At 46.0% G+C, this 16375-nt stretch carries 12 protein-coding genes and 1 pseudogene; 8 read left to right on the top strand and 5 right to left on the bottom strand.

The window, feature by feature from the left end; translation table 11 throughout:
* Nucleotides 1–274 precede the first annotated feature (274 nt).
* From BLP80_RS16205 to BLP80_RS06830, 4 genes and pseudogenes are all read left to right on the top strand, one after another.
* Nucleotides 275–920: pseudogene (locus BLP80_RS16205) on the top strand (IS5 family transposase); the annotation flags it as partial.
* Between the two features lie 90 nt (nt 921–1010).
* Entirely contained in the window at nt 1011–2417 is a 1407-nt protein-coding gene (argH, locus tag BLP80_RS06820; RefSeq protein WP_090541648.1) for an argininosuccinate lyase, read from the top strand.
* Nucleotides 2418–2420: 3 nt separating this feature from the next.
* A complete protein-coding gene (locus BLP80_RS06825) occupies nt 2421–3332 on the top strand; it encodes a fructosamine kinase family protein (protein WP_090541650.1) in 912 nt (303 codons plus the stop codon).
* A gap of 135 nt (nt 3333–3467) precedes the next feature.
* A complete protein-coding gene (locus BLP80_RS06830; RefSeq protein ID WP_090541652.1) occupies nt 3468–4979 on the top strand; it encodes a dynamin family protein in 1512 nt (503 codons plus the stop codon).
* 242 nt (nt 4980–5221) lie between these two features.
* On the opposite strand, the gene BLP80_RS06835 is transcribed toward BLP80_RS06830, so the two are convergent.
* The 3 genes from BLP80_RS06835 to polA form a co-directional block, all read right to left on the bottom strand.
* Nucleotides 5222–5560: a PepSY domain-containing protein gene (locus BLP80_RS06835; RefSeq protein WP_090541654.1), complete on the bottom strand. Its 339-nt coding sequence runs from the start codon at nt 5558–5560 to the stop codon at nt 5222–5224.
* Complete coding sequence (gene pepP / locus BLP80_RS06840) at nt 5557–6864, bottom strand: Xaa-Pro aminopeptidase (RefSeq protein WP_090541656.1); 1308 nt, start codon at nt 6862–6864, stop codon at nt 5557–5559. The genes BLP80_RS06835 and pepP overlap by 4 nt, the downstream gene beginning before the upstream one ends.
* A gap of 65 nt (nt 6865–6929) precedes the next feature.
* Nucleotides 6930–9665 (bottom strand): DNA polymerase I, encoded by a 2736-nt coding sequence (gene polA / locus BLP80_RS06845; RefSeq protein ID WP_090541658.1) that lies wholly within the window; start codon nt 9663–9665, stop codon nt 6930–6932.
* A gap of 16 nt (nt 9666–9681) precedes the next feature.
* On the opposite strand from polA, the gene BLP80_RS06850 reads away from it, so the two are divergent.
* From BLP80_RS06850 to BLP80_RS06865, 4 genes are all read left to right on the top strand, one after another.
* The gene (locus BLP80_RS06850; RefSeq protein WP_090541660.1) at nt 9682–10401 is read left to right on the top strand and encodes an LOG family protein; all 720 of its coding nucleotides are present in this window, start codon (nt 9682–9684) and stop codon (nt 10399–10401) included.
* 52 nt (nt 10402–10453) lie between these two features.
* Nucleotides 10454–10828, top strand: a complete 375-nt coding sequence (locus BLP80_RS06855; RefSeq protein ID WP_090541662.1) for a DUF2782 domain-containing protein — start codon at nt 10454–10456, stop codon at nt 10826–10828.
* A gap of 82 nt (nt 10829–10910) precedes the next feature.
* Nucleotides 10911–11864 carry a homoserine kinase gene (locus tag BLP80_RS06860; protein WP_090541664.1) on the top strand — a complete coding sequence of 318 codons (954 nt, stop codon included), beginning with the start codon at nt 10911–10913 and terminating at the stop codon, nt 11862–11864.
* 206 nt (nt 11865–12070) lie between these two features.
* A complete protein-coding gene (locus tag BLP80_RS06865; protein WP_176754298.1) occupies nt 12071–12868 on the top strand; it encodes a BPSS1780 family membrane protein in 798 nt (265 codons plus the stop codon).
* A 3-nt stretch (nt 12869–12871) separates the two neighbouring features.
* On the opposite strand, the gene BLP80_RS06870 is transcribed toward BLP80_RS06865, so the two are convergent.
* Nucleotides 12872–15112, bottom strand: coding sequence for a UvrD-helicase domain-containing protein (locus BLP80_RS06870; protein ID WP_090541667.1), 2241 nt, complete (start codon nt 15110–15112; stop codon nt 12872–12874).
* Nucleotides 15113–15217: 105 nt separating this feature from the next.
* Complete coding sequence (locus tag BLP80_RS06875; protein WP_090541669.1) at nt 15218–16087, bottom strand: phosphoribulokinase; 870 nt, start codon at nt 16085–16087, stop codon at nt 15218–15220.
* Nucleotides 16088–16375 lie beyond the last annotated feature (288 nt).

The following is a 16375-nucleotide window of genomic DNA, read 5'->3' on the forward strand; positions in this document are numbered from 1 at the left end:
TTTAACTTTCCAGACACCCAGACTTCATTTGAAATATCGTGCCTGCGATGCGCTGAACTCATGGCGAACCTTCTCATTAAGAAATTGGTAATTCGCCAATTATGCCATTCTCTTGCCTTGTGACGGTATCACTAGCCCGAATATTTCATAAATCCTGCGTGATGATCACGCAGGATTTTGATTCATAAGGAAGTTTTGAGAAGGAGGGGTGTAGTAATTCATACACCCGACTGAGCAAAATCTTTCTTATTAATCAAAAGGCAAGTGAGGGCACGTGTCAATTTGTGAAATATTCGGGCTAGAACCACATTTACCTGGATGAGAGGGTGCATGGGGCGGCAAAGCACGAGATAACTGTCAGTTTCTCAATGCGGTTATTTTGGATTTTAAGGGCAGGCGCTCCGTAGCGTGGCTTGCTACCCTCCTATGGCGATTGGAAGAACACACACCGTTGCTTTTGCCGCTGGCGTGACCACGGCATTTGGGAATTTTTATTGGAACAGTTGATTGATAAGCCAGATGATGATTGGTTAATGATGAATGCCAGTCACATCAAGGTTCATCCATATGCTGCTAGTGCAAAAGGTGGAAATCAGGATATGAACCACACAAAAGGAGGCTCAACACAAAATTGCATCTGGCCGTGGATGCATTTGGTATGCCGGTCAGGATTATTATGCAAGATATACTCATCCCAGCGGATTGTACACAAGCTTCTCGCCTGACTGAGGGTATTACAGTCAAATATTTGCTTGTGGATCGATCGTGGCTACGACAGCGATATTATTGTTGAGCAGGCTAAAATTCAAGGCATGAAGCCTGTGATTCCATCTCGAGAAAACCGGAAAATACCCAGAAATTGCAATCCAGAGCGCTATCGTTCACGTCACATTATAGAGAATGTACTTTTACATCTCAAATGATGGTGTGGTATAGCTACACGCTATGCTAGCCCAAATATTTCATAAATTCGGGTTAAACTATATAGCGATAGCAACCAGATAATCTAAATGGAGAAGAAAGCAGCAGTGGAAAATCATTCCAAAACTTGGTCAGGACGATTCAATGAACCTGTTTCTCAATTGGTGCAGCGATACACCGCCTCAGTTAATTTTGACAAACGATTAGCTGAATACGATATACAAGGGTCGCTGGCTCATGCACAAATGCTTTCATCAGTCGGTGTGATAAGCTCGGCTGACCTGACTGCCATCGAGCAAGGCCTTGGTCAAATTCTCGAAGAAATTCGGAATAATGCCTTTGACTGGCAAATTGAGTTAGAAGATGTTCACCTTAATATTGAGAAACGACTGACCGCGCTGATTGGTGATGCCGGAAAAAGATTACATACCGCACGCTCCCGCAATGATCAGGTTGCTACCGATATACGGCTTTATCTGCGGGCTTCGATCGATGAGATCGTCAATCTCATCAGGAAAATGCAGCAAGCTTTATTGGATCTAGCCGAACAGCATACTGAGACGGTCATGCCGGGTTTTACCCATTTGCAAGTAGCTCAGCCTGTCTCATTCGGCCATCATCTCATGGCTTATTATGAGATGCTATGCAGAGACACAGAAAGGCTGCTGGACTGTCGCAAGCGTGCCAATAAACTGCCTTTGGGAGCAGCCGCGCTGGCTGGAACCAGTTATCCCATTGATCGTGAAAGGGTCGCACAAGCGCTTGGTTTTGACGGAATCTGCCTAAACTCACTGGATGCCGTATCAGATCGTGATTTCGCAGTGGAGTTTTGCGCCTGCGCAGCACTGATCATGACGCACCTGTCGCGCTTTTCTGAAGAGCTGATTATATGGATGAGTCCTGCGTTCAGTTTCATTCAACTTGCGGATCGTTTTTGTACCGGCTCATCCATTATGCCGCAAAAGAAAAACCCTGATGTGCCTGAACTGGTTCGAGGGAAAACGGGGCGCGTCAATGGCCATCTGGTGGCACTGCTGACGCTCATGAAATCCCAGCCGCTTGCCTACAACAAGGATAATCAGGAAGACAAAGAGCCGCTATTTGATACTGTCGACACATTGGTCGATACCTTCCGGATTTATACGGACATGCTTCCCGGTATAACCGTAAAACAAGACATCATGCGCCATGCTGCAATGCGTGGCTATGCCACTGCAACTGATCTGGCAGATTATCTGGTCAAAAAGGGACTACCCTTCCGTGATGCACATGAAATCGTCGCTAAAGCGGTTCGTTTTGCTGAAAATAAAAACTGTGATTTGAGCGGACTTTCGCTGTCCGAATTGAAGCAGTTTTCCTCCATCATCGAAGAAGATATTTTTTCGATCCTGACTCTTGAAGGCTCAATGAAAAGCCGCAACCATCCGGGTGGAACCGCGCCAGCGCAAGTCCGTAAAGCGATCAAGCAGGCAAGGCAGGATTTAGCCAATCAGTAAATCATGACTCGATTATCCAGTCATTTATCCTTACAATCTCCCTGGCAAGAGATTGCAGCACAGATTTCTTCTTTGGATACTCATTTTGTTCTGGAAAAGATCAGCGCTATTGGCGGCGGATGTATCAACGAGACTTACCATATTCAAGGTAACGATCAGCACTATTTTGTCAAACTAAACAAAGCAAGCAGCCTACCCATGTTTGAGGCAGAAGCGATGGGGCTTAAAGAAATACAAAATTCTCATGCCTTGCGCGTTCCTGACCCAAAGTGCTGGGGTCATAATGATTTCCATGCTTGGTTGGTGCTGGAATATCTGGAATTAACAGATACCGCCAAGCAGCACGCCGAAGCACTGGGTTCTGGGCTGGCCGGCATGCACCGTACTTTCTCGGCGCAGTTCGGATGGATACGTGACAACACCATTGGCTCAACCTTACAGAAAAACGATCGCTCTTCGGATTGGATTCATTTCTGGCGTTATAATCGTTTGGGACATCAACTCCAGCTTGCGAAAACAAACGGCTATCAAGGCAAACTGCAAACCCAGGGTGAGCGGCTTATGGCAGACTTGGAATTATTCTTCACTGGATCACGCATCAACGCCTCTTTATTGCACGGTGATCTGTGGAGTGGCAATTATTCATTTAATTCGGCCGGACAACCCGTGTTGTTCGATCCTGCGGTATATTATGGAGATCGCGAGGCCGATCTCGCGATGACCGAGCTTTTCGGAGGATTCCCGGCACAGTTCTATGCGAGTTATCAAGACGCCTACCCTCTCGATGCAGGCTATCGTACTCGCAAAACACTTTACAATCTCTACCATGTTTTGAATCATCTGAACCTGTTTGGAGGGGGATATCTGCGTCAGGCAGAGCAGATCCTGGATAGATTGCTTGCTGAAATAAAATAAAGTATGGGTGCAAGGCTTCACAATTTTTTGTGTCTGATTGTAATAGAATAAGATTTGGGTAAGATTGAACGCTAGAGCCACTAAATTGATTAGGCTCTTTGTTATTTAACGAATTGAAATTGAATAAGGACTGCTATGCCACAAAGCTCAACAAATATTTATAAGCGTCTTCAAAGTCTCGAAAAGCATCTTGCTGAAGAACATCCTGATAATCCGGTATTGGCTAAGGCCGTTCATAGTTTCCGTAAATTAGATCGCGTCGCTCAGGATATCGGGTTGCTGGATAGAAATGAATCTTACGCAACCTATGTTACCTGGTGGCCGATGATTGCGGTGCTGGGAACATTCTCGGCGGGTAAATCAACTTTTATCAATTCTTACCTAGGCCTGCATTTGCAACGCACAGGCAATCAGGCAGTCGACGATAAATTTACGGTTATTTGCTACGGTAGCGACCATGAAGTCAAGACGTTACCCGGTGTAGCATTGGATGCTGATCCGCGTTTTCCTTTTTTCCAAATCAGCCGGAGTATCGCAGAAATTTCAGAAGCTGGACCACAGCGTATCGATGCTTATATTCAGCTAAAAACATGCCCTTCCGAAAAGATCCGCGGCAAGATTATGATTGACTCTCCCGGATTTGATGCAGACAGTCAGCGTAACTCTACTTTACGCCTGACACAACACATTATCGATTTATCTGATCTTGTGCTTGTATTCTTTGATGCACGCCATCCAGAACCAGGCGCCATGAAAGATACTCTGGAATATTTGGTAGCAGGCACAATTAATCGCGCTGACTCAAATAAATTCCTTTATATCCTCAACCAGATGGATGTAACTGCTAAAGAAGATAATCCTGAAGAAGTTGTCTCTGCCTGGCAGCGTTCCCTTGCCCAGGCAGGCTTACTGGCTGGCAAGTTTTACCGGATTTATAATCCTGATGCAGCATCACCGATTGATGATTCGCAAATCAAAGAACGTTATGAGAAGAAACGTGAAGAAGATATGGCGGAGATCAATACTCGCATGCAGCAAATCGAAATCGAACGATCTTATCGTATAGCCGGTATGCTCGAGCAAACGGCAGAAACCATTGAGAACCAGGTTATCCACAAGCTTACCAGCATGCTTCATAGCTGGAAAAAAAGAGTCATCCTCTTTGATGGCATTCTATTCAGTATATTGCTACTTCTAAGCGGCGCGGCTTTATATCAGACAAACAGCTGGGATCTGTTGAAAACATTCTGTGGAAATGTCATGGCCAATGAAACCCCTTCACTCGTCATGCTTGCCTCGTTACTAGGCTTTATTGGCTATATTCATTTTACTGTTCGCAGCAAGGCAGCTAACAGTATCATCAAGAAACTTCCTGTAGAATTTGGTCATGATCATACTACCTGCAAGCAATACACGCAGGCATTCATTAAAAGTACAGCAGCCTACCGACCCATGTTTCTACAAAAACCAGCTGGCTGGAATACGGCCAATCAACAGATACTCGGTCAGGTCAAGAATGAAGCCAATGATTATATTCAATCATTGAATGATCTATTTACTAACCCATCTGGCCGCAAAGCTGAAGTTGAAGAAGAACCCACGGTAGAAACCGTAACTGAGGTTGAAACCAAGGCCGAGCAATCTTAAGAAAAGGCACTAAGGAGACTCTGAATAAATCCAATTCGAACTGGATACCCGCTTTAGCGGGTATAAAAACGACTTATTCAGAGGCTCCCTCATACAAAGCAGTCTGCTACGTTGAAAAATATCAGCCTTACCCAAATGAAAATCCGCAATCAAATATCCCGGTAATGCCGGGGGGGTTGCTTTGGCTAACATCGTAAGTATCCGCGTTGAGGACTAGTCCATGCCTTTATACCAAGAGAGTTTTACTTGCCCCCAGGCTTGTTAGTCTTAGTTTCAATAATTTCAGCATCTTCAATTTCAACATACTTCTCTTCCCCATCAAACCTGCCGGACTTTTGCAGTTTACGACGTAACCACCAGAATCTAATTCCAATACCAGCAGCCACGATCACAAATAAAGCAAGAAAAATCGAGAAAAAAAACATACCCATAAACAGTATCCCAATGAATATTGGAATAAGCGCCAAGTAAAATAGCCAGCGCTGGAAAGGAGAACCAGGAGCAGATCCGTTCTGCGGCGACTCTGTCTGCTTATCATCAATTATTCTGCTGATGATTATTTTTCTATGATCATCATTCATTGTGTCAACTCCTCTATTTCTGCTATTGTTTTAGGGGCAGCGACAGTCAGCACTTCATGACCAGCAGATGTCACTGCCACATCATCCTCGATACGCACGCCTATATTCCAAAAATGCTGCGGAACATTATCTGCTGGACGAATATAACACCCTGGTTCTACCGTTAAGGCCATCCCGGGTGACAAACAACGCCATTGACCCTTCAACTTATATTCTCCCGCATCATGCACATCCAATCCGAGCCAATGCCCCGTACGGTGCATGTAAAAACGTTTGTAATCTTCTGACTGAATCACCGCGTCTACGCTACCTTGACAAAGACCCAGATCGATAAATCCCTGAGCAAGCACCTGCAAAGCAGTTTGATGGGGCATATCCCAGGTATTCCCGGGCTGCACTGCCGCGATCGCCGCCATTTGGGCAGAGAGCACAAGCTGATAAACGTCTTTTTGTACCGAGGTAAATTTTCTATCTACCGGAAAGGTGCGCGTAATATCCGCTGCATAGCCGTCGAATTCGCAGCCAGCATCGATCAGCAGCAAGTCACCGGAATGGAGCGGTGCATTATTTTCGATGTAATGCAATACACACGCATTGGCGCCCCCTGCCACAATGGATGAATAGGCTGGAGCTTGCGCGCCCAGCCGGCGAAACTCATGCAATAACTCGGCCTCAATCTCATATTCATACATACCTGGCCTAGTTTTCTGCATTGCTCGGCAATGTGCGCCAGCAGAAATCTTGGCTGCATGACGCATCAGTGAAAGTTCCTCCTCGCTTTTGAATAAGCGCATTTCATCCAGAATGTGGCGGACATCGCGTATTTCACTGGGGGCGGATACGCCGCTACGCGCCTGTTCTCTTACTCGATTGATCCAGTTGATGAGACGTGCATCCCATGCCGCATCCTGCCCGAACATGGAATAAACAACGGGTTGATTCTCCAATAATTTGGGTATCCACTCATCCAATTTAGCAATAGGATAAGCGGCATCAAAACCATATGCTTCACGCGCCGCATCGGGTCCGTAACGGAAGCCATCCCAGATTTCACGTTCCTTATCTTTTTCCCGGCAAAACAGTATCTGCTCAGCATTTCCCTGACCATTCCCGGCAATGATGGCCAATACGGCTTCAGGTTCATGAAATCCCGTTAGGTAATAAAAATAACTATCAAAGCGATAGGGATAAAAAGCATCCCGATTTCTGAGTCTTGAAGGAGAAGTTGCAATGATGGCAACCCCTTTCTGCATTTGCGACAATAAGCGCAAGCGCCGGTCGTTAAAGGTTTTGATTTGATTCATATTGATTTGTTCTTTTTACAGGAATATCAAGGGAAAGCAACACAAAATGGCCACTTCCACAAAGATTAATGAGCTTGCTCCCAATTATTACCTACACCCACTTCGACCCGAAGGGATACGTTAAGTTTGCCGACACTTTCCATTAAATCCGGCAATGCGTTTTTTACAATATCGATTTCTTCATCCGTCACTTCCAGCACTAATTCGTCATGAACCTGCATAATGAGTTTACTGTGCATTTTTTCCTTTATCAGCCATTCATGCACGGCAATCATGGCAAGCTTAATGATATCTGCTGCAGTTCCTTGCATGGGCGCATTAATCGCGGCACGTTCCGCTCCCTGTCTACGATTGTGATTGGAGCTGTTAATTTCCGGCAGCCATAACCGGCGACCGAATACGGTCTCGACATATCCTTTTTCCCTGGCCTGTACCCGGGTTCTCTGCATGTAATCAGCCACCCCGGGATAGCGTGCGAAATAACGATCGATATAAGCGCGTGCGGCGCTGCGATCAATCCCTAACTGGGTTGCCAGGCCAAAATCCGACATCCCATAGATGAGCCCAAAATTGATCACCTTGGCGTAGCGGCGTTGTTCCTGATCAACTTGATCGACCGGTACGCCAAACACTTCAGCAGCAGTGGCACGGTGAATATCTTCATCCGCCGCAAATGCTTTGAGCAATCCTTCATCCTGGGAAATATGGGCCATGATGCGCAATTCAATCTGGGAATAATCTGCAGAAATAATACGACAACCAGCAGGTGCTATGAATGCTTCGCGGATACGCCGGCCTTCCTGCCTGCGTACCGGAATATTCTGTAAATTTGGATCGTTGCTAGCCAACCGCCCGGTTACGGCCACTGCTTGCGCATAATTGGTATGTACCCGCCCGGTGCTGCTATCCACCATTAACGGTAATTTATCCGTATACGTCGATTTGAGTTTAGCCAGACCGCGATAATCGAGCAGAATCTTGGGTAACGGATAATCTAGCGCGAGTTGCTGCAATACGTCTTCATCGGTTGATGGGGAGCCTTTGGGTGTTTTCTTGATAACCGGCAATTTGAGTTGGTTAAACAAAATTTCCTGGATTTGTTTGGTTGAGTTCAAATTGAATACTTGGCCGGCAATCGAACAAGCCTGCTGTTCCAGCGCCAGTAATTGCGTTTCCAGTTCACGGCTTTGTGCCCGTAAAAGATCCACATCCAGCAGCACGCCATTACGCTCAATCTGAAATAATACAGCTAGCAGTGGCATCTCAAGATGGCGATAAACATAGTCAAGTTGCGCCTGACTTTCAATTTCAGGGTATAAACACTGATGCAATCGCAGTGTAATATCAGCATCTTCTGCTGCGTAGCGAGTGGCCTGCTCAATCATCACCTGATCAAATCCGATCCGGCTCGCGCCCTTACCCGTGATTTCATCATAGGTAATCGTTTTTATACCCAAATGGCGCAATGCCAGGCTATCCATATTATGCGATTGATGGGACTCCAGCACATAAGACTGCAGTAGCGTGTCATGGACAATACCATTCAGACTGATGCCATGATTGGCAAAAACATGCTTGTCGTATTTCAGGTTCTGCCCGACTTTCAATTTTGCCGGATTCTCAAGCCAAGGTTTCATTTTGCTCAATACAAAATCAATATCCAATTGTTGCGGCGCACCAGGAAAGCGGTGAGTGAGCGGCAGATAAGCCGCTTCACCTGCGTCAATACATAAGGAGATTCCTACAAGCTGAGCCTGCATTGGATTTAAGCTAGTCGTCTCGGTATCAAGTGAAACCAGTGGCGCTGCCTCACAACGCGCCAACCATTGATTCAACTGCGCTTCCGTAAGAATGGTTTCATAAACAAGCGAAATCTCTCCTCCAGGCAAGTGCTCTGCTTGACGTTGTAGATTTGCCACTGGAATGGGATTTGAATGAGCAGAGTCCGGCTGGACATTTTGCTGCAGCTCTCGTAACCAGGTTTTAAAGTCCAGATGTTCGAAGAGCGCTGCCAGTTTCTGAGTATCTTGCGACTTAATGATCAAATCATGTAAATCAATCGGCAGCATCACATCGCACTTAATCGTCAGTAATGTACGTGATATCTGCAGCCAAGGTAATGCCTTGCGCAGATTTTCTCCGACGACTCCGCTTATTTCACTGGCATGCGCGATGATATTATCCAAGGTGTCGTATTGTGTCAGCCACTTCACTGCTGTTTTAGGACCCACTTTCTCAACCCCTGGAATGTTATCTGCACTGTCGCCTACCAGTGCCAGGTAATCGAGTATCTGTGCCGGGATGACACCAAATTTATTCTGCACACCCGCTTCATCCAGGATTTCATTGTTCATGGTATTAATGAGTTTAATACCAGGATTGACCAATTGGGCGATATCTTTATCACCTGTTGAAATAATGCATTGCATACCCGACTGATTCGCCTTTTTAGCGAGTGTCCCGATCACATCATCCGCTTCAACGCCTTCTATTATCAGCATAGGCCAACCCATCGCATCGATGCATTCATGCAATGGCGCAATTTGTTGAGATAAATCAGCAGGCATGGGAGGACGATGTGCTTTATATTGCGGGTAAATATCGTCACGAAAAGTTTTGCCTTTTGCATCAAACACGCACGCGCTATAATCTGCATGATATTCCTTGTACAAGCGCCGTAACATGCTGAGCACACCGTAAATTGCGCCAGTTGGCTCATTTTGGCGGTTGCGTAAATCGGGTAGTGCATGAAATGCACGATATAAATAAGATGAGCCATCAACTAGCAAAAGCGTTTTCATCTAATAAAGGACCTCTATGAGTTTGCAAGAAAAACTAAGCGGCATCATGTCTCTTGAGAAACCCTGGTCAATAAGGGAATCATGGCGTGTCTTTGGTATTATGTCAGAGTTTGTTGAAGGCACAGAACGTCTTGAATATATTCAACCGGCAGTCAGTATATTCGGGAGTGCGCGCACTGAGCCGGATCACCCTTATTATAAATTAACTGAGGCCATCGCACGGCAATTGTCGGATGCAGGTTTCTCAGTTATTTCAGGCGGCGGCCCAGGCATTATGGAAGCAGCAAACAAAGGTGCCTATTTTGGCAAATCACCCAGTGTAGGACTGAATATCCAGTTGCCTCATGAGCAGCATCGCAATGTTTATCAGGATGTCAGCCAATCATTTCGCCATTTCTTTGCCAGAAAATACATGTTCGTCAAATTTGCGACAGCTTATATCGTCATGCCCGGTGGATTTGGTACCGTGGATGAATTGATGGAAGCGTTGACACTGGTGCAAACTGGTAAGACGAGGAAAATGCCCATTATTTTAGTGTGCTCGGATTTCTGGCGAGGCTTGCTTGACTGGTTTCAGCAAGTGCTCATTAATGAAGGTTATATTTCTCCGGAAGATATGAATCTAATTCAGATTATCGACGAGCCCGCGCAAATTGTCGATGCCATTTTTCAACATTATGAAACCTCTGGCTTTGAACCCACTCCCGCCGAAAGAGAAATTCAACTCAATTTATAACAATCTACTTTATTTCAGATAGAATGAACGCTACCAGCCGCCAGGAATCAGCATGCAATCCATAAAGACTACTCTATTTTTGTGTGCTATTTGGTATACGTTGTCCGTATCCGCACAATCCAATGAGCAACCAAAAGATTTACAACCCCTTCCCGAACTGCCTGATTTAGCGCCACGTGAGGAATCCCCGCTGCCTGACCTGGGGACCGACTCATCATTGGAACCGCAAGTGACGATTATCAAGGGTAAAGAAGAAACTGTGGAGGAATATCGGGTCAATGGTCAGTTATATATGATTAAAGTTATCCCTCGTATTGGTAAACCCTTTTACCTTTTAAATAAACGTAGTCCCGTAGGCGAGCCCCATCGAGGTGATCTTGAAGGTTATGGGGTGAACGTACCGATGTGGGAGCTTTACAGATTTTGAGGCCAAACAAAATCAGCATAAGAAAATAATCGCTACGTGAGGCTTAAATCTACCTATTGACGCTTTTTCTACCTGTTTATTCATGTCTGTCTTTACTCCGGTTACCCAGGAACAACTCTCAGTCTGGCTTCAAGATTATCCGCTCGGTACCCTGATCAATCTTCAAGGTATCTCGTCTGGTATTGAAAATACCAATTATCTCGTTACCACCACACTTGGCAAATACATTCTGACACTATTTGAAAAACTGACCGTTTCAGAACTCCCCTTCTACCTCAATCTGATGGCCCATTTATCGCATCGAGGTATTCCGTGTCCCAATCCAATTGCCACGCGCGAACAGAAACTGCTGGGTGAACTGAATGGCAAGCCAGCCAGCATCGTTACCTTTTTACCAGGTAAATCACTGACACATCCCACTCTCGAGCAATGCGCCGAAATTGGCGGAATGTTAGCCAGAATGCATTTATCTGGCTTATCTTACCCTGTAAAGATGGCCAATCCGCGCGGCTTAATATGGTGGAATACTGCAGCAAAAGAAGTGATGCCGTTTCTCACCAGAGAAGAACAAACATTACTTAATGAAGAGCTGCAATTCCAATCATTACATCGAACAGAAACTCTGCCGCGGGGAGTGATTCATGCCGATCTATTTCGCGACAATGTGTTATTTATTGATACCTCGATCGGCGGCATCATCGATTTCTATTTTGCGTGTAATGATACGTTCTTGTACGATCTTGCTATTACAATCAATGATTGGTGCGTATCTGAAGATATCGCACTGGATGAAATGCGCACACGGGCACTTTTGTCGGCATATCACCGTATACGCCCCCTCGTCAGCGAGGAGCACAAGGCATGGCCACAAATGCTGCGCGCTGGCGCATTGCGTTTCTGGATATCGCGTTTATATGATTATTATCTGCCTCGGGAAGGAGAGCTCACTCACCAGAAAGATCCTGGATATTTCAGAGAAATTCTGAAATATCACCTGGCTAATCATTCCAGATTGATGCAAATCTGGATTAGCTAATCGACTAAAAAATCTATGTGCTGCCTTGATCTCCGGGCTTTACCAGAAAGGAAAGGGGAATAATGGAATTATTTCCCTAAATTTGATTCAACGGAATCATCTGCTTGATATCCACAGTCCCAGGAAATCTGTAAGTACTTCTGGAAAATGAATAGATTTTAAAAACAAATAACCCGTTACAAAATTCATTGGAGAAAACAAAATTGATGGAAGCTCGACAAGTTCGCGGTAGGCAAGGATTGCAATGGATACTGAGTGGCTTTTATTTGTTCCGCCTATCCCCTTTTGTATGGATATTACTGTGCCTCACCTTCCTACTAATTGCCATGACGCTGGAATTTCTGCCCGTGCTGGGGAAATTTATTTTCACGCTCATTTCTCCCGTTTTTATGGCGGGAATCATGACAGGCTGCAGAAGTCTGGAGCAAGGTGATCAATTAGAGCTGGGCCATTTATTTCTTGGTTTCAAAAAGAATACCGTGCCGCTGATTACGGTAGGCGGATTTTATCTGATAAGCCAAGTGTTGATAATCGGCATATTCATGCTGATAGGAGGAAGCGCGCTGGTCGATATGTTACTTTATGGAAAACGATTTGATGAGCAGGAACTGATGGAAGTAATGGATAATGCCCTGTCTGCTTCATTGGCTGGATTGCTGCTGACAGTTCCGCTCATGATGGCGATCTGGTTTGCTCCGTTGCTGGTCATGTTCGAGAATATGCCTCCCATGATTGCCATCCGAAAAAGCTTTTTTGCCTGCCTGAAAAATATCATTCCCTTTCAGATCTATACCATCGCCCTCATCATACTGCTTTTCCTTGCCATCATGCCTTATGGATTGGGGCTCCTCCTATGGATTCCGACCGTATTTGCCTCAATCTATGTTAGCTACCAGGATATTTTTCATTTTGGGACCATGCCTACCGGTAAAGAAATTACAGAGGAAAAAGAAGAGATGCAGAATAAAGAAAATACCGAAAACAACCAAGAAACCCGCGACTGATCCTCACTGCAACGGTGTCAATTTGGCATATTCCAGCAGGAGCCATTTGGTTCCTGCACGGTTGAATTGAACCTGAACTCGCCTATCAGGGCCCTGGCCCTCATAGTTAATGATGACACCGGCGCCGAATTTTGCGTGTGAAACATTCTGTCCTATGCGCCAGTCGGATAGCTGTTCTGCTGAATCCCGAGACAACTTTTCCGCCCCCCCGCCTCCGGCAGGAGACTGCCCCCATGAACTTCTGCTAGAGGAAAATCTAGCCTGCTCATTAGAAGATCGGTAAGAACCCATGTTAGCCTTTGATAGCGGCTGCAACCATTTCAGTAAATGCTCAGGGATTTCATCGATAAACCGCGAAGGAATATTGTAATGCGTCTGGCCATGCAGCATCCGGCTTTGCGAAAAACTTAAATATAATCGCCGCCGCGCACGCGTCGTGGCCACATACATCAGACGCCGTTCTTCTTCCACGCCATTCGCCTCATTGCGGCTATTGTCATGCGGAAATAACCCTTCTTCCAATCCACTCAGAAATACAGTGTGAAATTCCAGTCCTTTAGCTGCATGCACGGTCATGAGTTGCAATGCGTCCTGGTGATTATCTGCCTGATGCTCTCCCCCTTCGAGCGAGGCATGGGAAAGAAATGCCACAAGACTATCATCTTCAGCTTCATGAACGAAACTGGTCGCTGCATTGATCAATTCATTGAGATTTTCCAGCCGCTCTGTTCCTTCACGTTCCGAGCTGTAATGATTCAATAATCCGCTATGCGTCAGCATATAGCGGATTATCTCAGGCAAGGGCAAATCAGCGCACGCGTGCTGCATCGCCATCACCAGCGACACAAAATTCGGAAGTCCTTTTCTTGCTTTGCTCTCATCAGGACTAACGGCTGTCTCGCCACTGCATTTCTTGAGCGCTGCGGCCCATAAGCTTATTTGATGCAATTTCGCTGCATCCTGCAATTGCTCCAGGCTGCGTACCCCAATGCCCCGAGGCGGGAAATTGATCACCCGTAACAACGCATGATCATCATCAGGATGCGCGATCAATCGCAAATAAGCAATCGCATGCTTGATCTCCTGGCGTTCAAAAAAGCGCATACCGCCATAAACTCGATAAGACAACGAGGCATTAAACAAGCTATGTTCCAGGACGCGTGACTGCGCATTGGATCGATAAAGCAAAGCGATATCGGAGAGCGCCACCCCTTCTGAATGCAGCGCCTTGATCTCATCCACGATAAAGGCCGCTTCATCAAAATCCGTCACAGCGTTATACACCCGCACGGGCTCGCCTTGTCCTTCAGCAGTCCACAAATTCTTGCCAAGACGCCCGCGATTGTTTTCTATCAGTGCATTGGCTGCTTCCAGAATATTGCCGTGGGAACGGTAGTTTTGTTCCAGCTTGATAATGCCCGAAACGGCAAAATCACGCTCGAGATCCTGCATATTTCCACTATGAGCACCGCGGAAAGCATAGATACTTTGATCATCATCCCCGACAGCAAATACGGCAGCCTGTTTTGGCGATCCCACACCTGCCAGCAGTTTGAGCCATTGATATTGTAACCGGTTGGTATCTTGGAACTCATCTACCAGTATATGGCTGAAACGATCACGATAATGATTTCGCAGAAGCTCGTTATCCGTCAGTAACTCGTAACAGCGCAACAGCAGCTCGGCAAAATCAACGATTCCTTCCCGCATACACGATACTTCGTAGGCACGATAAAATTCGAGCATATTGCGTGTAAAACTGTCATACACTTCAACCTGAGCAGCACGCCGCCCCTCTTCTTTTGCGTGATTAATAAACCATTGAACCTGGCGGGGAGGAAATGCCTTTTCATCAACGGCAAGATTTTTCAGAAGTCGCTTGATTACCGCCTGCTGATCGCCCATATCGAGAATCTGAAAAGTTTTTGGCAATCCCGCGTCCTGATAATGTGCGCGCAACATGCGATGGCATAACCCATGGAAAGTCCCGATCCACATTCCTTGCGTATTGATGGGCAGCATCGCAGCAATGCGCACGATCATTTCTCTAGCTGCTTTATTGGTAAACGTGACCGCAAGAATACCGTTTGGGCTAACTTGTCCTGATTGAATCAGATAGGCAATACGTGTTGTCAGCACCCGTGTTTTGCCACTCCCTGCTCCAGCCAGTATCAATGCCGACTGATGAGGTAAAGTGACAGCTTCAAGTTGCTGTGGATTCAATCCAGAAAGTAAGGAAGTCATAACTCAGAAGGAAGTGTTGCAGTGTACTCAGCTTGTACCTACCTGAGAGCGAATAATGAGGAGCTATCATAACGCTCACTCTCTTCCCAGGTAGGCTTTGTAAAACTATTGTTTACTTTTTGCGGTCAGATCCAGGATCAATGGCGTCAAAACCAATTCAATCGCCATGCCCATTTTGCCGCCCGGCACAACAATGGTATTGGGACGTGACATGAATGAATCATGAATCATATTCAACAGGAAAGGAAAATCCACAGATTTGTAATCGCGAAAACGGATCACCACCATGCTTTCATCCAGCGTCGGAATCTCACGCGCAATAAAAGGATTGGAGGTATCGACCGTTGGAACACGCTGAAAATTGATATGTGTGTGTGAAAACTGCGGCGTAATATAGTGCACATAGTCGTGCATACGGCGCAGAATAGTCTGTGTCACGGCCTCTGCTGAATAACCGCGAGCACTGGTATCACGGTGAATTTTCTGTATCCATTCCAGATTGACGATGGGAACCACGCCCACGAGAAGATCCACGTATTTTGCCACATCCGCGGTATCACTTTTTACACCGCCGTGCAGACCTTCATAAAACAAAAGATCGGTACCGGGCCCAATCGGTTTCCAAGAGGTAAAGGTGCCAGGTTTCTGATTGTAAGGGGCAGCCTCTTCTTCATTATGAAGGTATAGGCGGGTCATACCCGAGCCTGTTTCACCATATTCCCTGAACAGAATTTCCAGTTTCTCAAATTCATTGGCTTCTGGCCCAAAATGACTGATAGGGCGCCCGCCGCTTTTCTCTGATTCTGCTACTGCATTTCTCATGGCGTCCCGGTCGTAGCGGTGGAAACTATCTCCTTCCACGATAGCGACATTCAATTTTTCCCGGCGAAAGATATGCTCGAAACTATTCTTAACCGTGGATGTGCCAGCACCGGATGATCCGGTCACGGCAATAACGGGATGTTTTTGCGACATTTTGCTACTATCTCCTTAAATATAAACAACAATGCTGAATTTACCGATGATCTCTACGCCACTGGCAATAACCTTGTATGATACCTCCTTTCCACACTGTTTTGACAGGTAATCACCTGAAAATATAAATTGAAAGCAATCCGGCAAGCTCTGAATAAGTCGTCAGATAGCATGAAGTAAAGTAAGACGGAGCGTGGGAAACGAGAGAACGAACGGAGTAAATTTCGATGAAACGAGCGTAGTAAAGCGCATCGTTGGCGGTTGATGCAGTTCATGCTCCGGCGCATC

Origin of the sequence: Nitrosomonas sp. Nm132 (assembly GCF_900100485.1) — a bacterium.
Lineage (GTDB): Bacteria > Pseudomonadota > Gammaproteobacteria > Burkholderiales > Nitrosomonadaceae > Nitrosomonas.

Excerpts from the sequence above, each read along its gene's own strand:
- argH (WP_090541648.1), top strand. The coding sequence starts at position 1,011 with ATGGAGAAGAAAGCAGCAGTGGAAAATCATTCCAAAACTTGGTCAGGA.
- BLP80_RS06825 (WP_090541650.1), top strand. The coding sequence starts at position 2,421 with ATGACTCGATTATCCAGTCATTTATCCTTACAATCTCCCTGGCAAGAG.
- BLP80_RS06830 (WP_090541652.1), top strand. The coding sequence starts at position 3,468 with ATGCCACAAAGCTCAACAAATATTTATAAGCGTCTTCAAAGTCTCGAA.
- BLP80_RS06835 (WP_090541654.1), bottom strand. The coding sequence starts at position 5,560 with ATGAATGATGATCATAGAAAAATAATCATCAGCAGAATAATTGATGAT.
- pepP (WP_090541656.1), bottom strand. The coding sequence starts at position 6,864 with ATGAATCAAATCAAAACCTTTAACGACCGGCGCTTGCGCTTATTGTCG.
- polA (WP_090541658.1), bottom strand. The coding sequence starts at position 9,665 with ATGAAAACGCTTTTGCTAGTTGATGGCTCATCTTATTTATATCGTGCA.
- BLP80_RS06850 (WP_090541660.1), top strand. The coding sequence starts at position 9,682 with ATGAGTTTGCAAGAAAAACTAAGCGGCATCATGTCTCTTGAGAAACCC.
- BLP80_RS06855 (WP_090541662.1), top strand. The coding sequence starts at position 10,454 with ATGCAATCCATAAAGACTACTCTATTTTTGTGTGCTATTTGGTATACG.
- BLP80_RS06860 (WP_090541664.1), top strand. The coding sequence starts at position 10,911 with ATGTCTGTCTTTACTCCGGTTACCCAGGAACAACTCTCAGTCTGGCTT.
- BLP80_RS06865 (WP_176754298.1), top strand. The coding sequence starts at position 12,071 with ATGGAAGCTCGACAAGTTCGCGGTAGGCAAGGATTGCAATGGATACTG.
- BLP80_RS06870 (WP_090541667.1), bottom strand. The coding sequence starts at position 15,112 with ATGACTTCCTTACTTTCTGGATTGAATCCACAGCAACTTGAAGCTGTC.
- BLP80_RS06875 (WP_090541669.1), bottom strand. The coding sequence starts at position 16,087 with ATGTCGCAAAAACATCCCGTTATTGCCGTGACCGGATCATCCGGTGCT.